The 3,351-nt window shown below is 26.2% G+C and carries 3 protein-coding genes; all 3 read right to left on the reverse strand.

Annotation, left to right across the window (positions count from 1 at the left end; all coding sequences use genetic code 11):
* Positions 1-1,233, reverse strand: a 1,233-nt coding sequence (locus ACRC28_RS19050) for a DNA topoisomerase (protein WP_438545036.1), incomplete at its 3' end; no start/stop codon positions are given.
* Positions 1,234-1,349: 116 nt separating this feature from the next.
* A complete protein-coding gene (locus ACRC28_RS19055) occupies positions 1,350-1,847 on the reverse strand; it encodes a TspO/MBR family protein (RefSeq protein WP_438545037.1) in 498 nt (165 codons plus the stop codon).
* A 61-nt stretch (positions 1,848-1,908) separates the two neighbouring features.
* The coding region (locus ACRC28_RS19060; RefSeq protein WP_438545038.1) for a sensor histidine kinase at positions 1,909-3,351 on the reverse strand (1,443 nt) is incomplete at its 5' end.

Genomic DNA, 3,351 nt, shown 5'->3' on the forward strand with positions numbered 1-3,351 from the left:
AGGCATAAACTGCATTATAAATCTATTTTTAACTGCATTATAAACTATCTTTTCATCTGCACTTAAACCATTAGGCTTCATATAAGTTGGAACTATGGCACTATGGCTTTCTACCTTTTTATTATCAAATATTCTTTTACTTTTAGTGAATTTTATTTGATCTTCATATGGCAGTCCCTTCTTTATGTTTTCTAAAACCTTTCTAGTTCTATCAACTAAACTTTCTTCAAGTGCCATACTTCCAGTTCTAGGGTATGTTATAAACTTCTTTTCATAAAGGCTTTGTGCAACCTTTAAAACTTTATCTGACGTCCATCCTTTATATTTACTTGTTACATGACCTTGTAAATTTGATAGATTAAATAAAAATGGTGGATAATCTTTTTTCTTTTCAGTTTCTTTTAAAACTATCTTTCCTTTTTTATTTTCAATAGCCTTTCCTATAACTGCTAAATCATTTCTATTTTCAAACTTCTCTGAGTTATCTAAATAATAAAGACCTTCATATTCTTTATTTTCTGCTGTCTTAAAGTTTGCTACAAGCTTATAATATGTGCTTGCTTTAAAGTTTTCTATTTCTAAATCTCTATCATATATAATTTTAAGAGTTGGAAGTAATACTCTTCCTATATTTAAAATTTTATTATCTTTATTAAGCTTATATCTTATAGTTGCAACTGAGGTAAGGTTTATTCCAATAATCCAGTCTGCCCATTGTCTTCCTATTCCTGCATCTTGAAGTGATTGCATTTCTTTATTGTCTTTAAGATTTTGCATTCCCTTTTTCACTTCTGCTTCTGTCCATTCATTAAGAAGTAATCTATAAACTGGCTTTCCTTTATTTAAATATAAGAAAATTTCATCCCCAATAACTTGCCCTTCGCGGTCAAAGTCTGTTGCCGAAATTATTCCATCTACATCATCTCTTCCTATAAGACCTTTTATTATATTAAGTTGCTTTTTAGCTCCCTTATCTTCAATATTTCTATTTAATCCATCTGATTTTACTTTGTATTTAAATTCTTCAGGTATAAATGGAAACTTCTCCATTCTCCACCCTTTCATATTTTCATCATAATCCTTTGCATCATAAAGTTGCAAAAGGTGACCAAATGCCCAAGTTATTATGTAATCTTCCCCTTCAAAGTAACCATCTTTTCTTCCTTTTATTTTATATGCATCTGCAATATTTTTAGCTACTGATGGTTTTTCTGCTATTATAACTTTTTTCAAATTATCAGCTCCTAAACATTTCTACACATAGTTTTACTATGCAAATTAAGAAAACCTCCTAAAAAAGAAGGTTATCTTAAAATTATACTATTAATCTTTTAAAATTCCAAATGAAATTACATTTCGTTTAAAAACCAAACTCCAAAGCTTAAGTATCCTGCAAAGATAGTCCATAAAAGATATGGTAATATCATAAATCCTGCAATTTTATCAGTTTTATAGAACTTTATAAAGGTTATTATAATAAATATTAATAATACTATTAACTCTAAGAAAGCTACACCATATAATCTAAGTCCAAAAAATAATATGGACCAAAGAAAATTTAAGATTAATTGTATTCCATAAATGAAAATACTATTTTTACCTTCCATTTTCCTTTCCTTCATATAAACTCTATAGGATGCTATCCCCATTAATAAATATAATATTGGCCAAACCACTCCAAATATCCATCCTGGTGGTGATAATGGCGGTTTTACTAAGTTCAAATAAATAGCCTTACTATTTCCTCCACTTATAAATGAAGATAAAAATCCTCCTACAATCGGTATTAACACTGCTATTATAAATGGTTTTAATTCAAATTTCCCATCTACTTTAAAAATATTCATTTAACATCTCCTAAAATATTACTCTCATAATATTTTATACGTTAATCATTAGATTTATTCTCTAATTTATATCGGAAAATTCTATTTGCACTTTTTCTTCTAAGCTATTTATATTTCTATTTATATCAACCTTACTCTCACCTTTTTCCATCTTAAGTTTTATTACAAATTCATTTTTCATATGATTATTAGAATGTAATCGTATCTCACCATTATGTGCCTCTATTATTTCTCTACATAAGTATAATCCAAGTCCACTACCTTCATTTTCTCTATTTAATCCGTTATCTAACTTTTTAAATTTTTCAAAAATATTTTTTTCTTCTATCTTATCTATTCTCGTTCCATCATTTGATACAATTATATAAACATAATCCCCATACTTTACAACTTCAACATCAATTCTTTCACCTTTTCGCTCCCTATATTTTACACTATTCGATAAAAGATTTAGTACTGCTCTTTCTATGAGATCTCTATCTAAACTAACCACCAATTCCTCTTCTGTTGCATCAAAAATTATCTCCATATCATAATCTTCAATATACCTTGCACTTGCTTGTACGACATCTTCTACAACTTCTACAATATTATATTTTCTTTTATTTAACACTAGGTATCCCTCTGATATTTTGCTAGCATCAATAAAGTTATTTATAGTTCGTATTAGCCTTAAACAATTCTTTTTAATTAAAACATTATTTGAAGCTATTTTATCTAAGTCTTCTTTCTTTAACTGTATTTCATTTACTTCTAATGCTGAACTAACTATATTAATTGGTGTTCTTAATTCATGACTTATATTAGCATAAAATTCATTTTTCACATTTTCTTTTCTAATATAACTTTCATATTTTCTTAATGATTTTTCATATTTTAAAATATCATCTAATTTTTTTATATAAAAAATTCTTATTCCTTCTTGTATTCTTGAAATATGAATTTCAATATTTACTAACTTACCATTTAACTCTAGTCTTATACGCGTTCCATTTTCAACCCCTTCTAATCTTCCTTGTGCTAAATCTTTTATTTTAAATTCATGTGAACTTTGAATTCCAAACAACTCCATAGCTGCTTTATTTACATAATTGATAGTCTCTCCTTCTATCAATATTCCTTCACTAAAACTATCAATTATATTATAATGATACGCTTCTTCTCTTTTCTTCATTTTATTTAATTCTTCAATTATAGTTCTTCTTGTTTTTATTTTATTATTTATCTTTTTAGTTTCTTTTTTAGTTTCTCTTAAATTATTTTCTAATTCATTTATTTCAATGCTATATATTTTTTCTGAAATCCCCTCATATATTAAAAAATATGCTAACATTCTAAGAGTATTTGCAATAAATATATAAATATATCCTTGTCCTATAAATATGACTCTAATTATGGCACTAAAAAATAAAACTACTAAATATCCAATTATTTGAAAATCTTCTATATTATTTTTTTTCAACAATTTATAAAATACATACAAGCATATTGAACCTATTAAAAA

The organism is Clostridium sp., from assembly GCF_051650885.1.
In the GTDB taxonomy this organism is placed as follows: Bacteria; Bacillota; Clostridia; order Clostridiales; family Clostridiaceae; genus Clostridium.

Bases quoted from the DNA above. Each gene is read 5' to 3' on its own strand.
- ACRC28_RS19055 (WP_438545037.1), bottom strand. From the start codon at position 1,847: ATGAATATTTTTAAAGTAGATGGGAAATTTGAATTAAAACCATTTATA.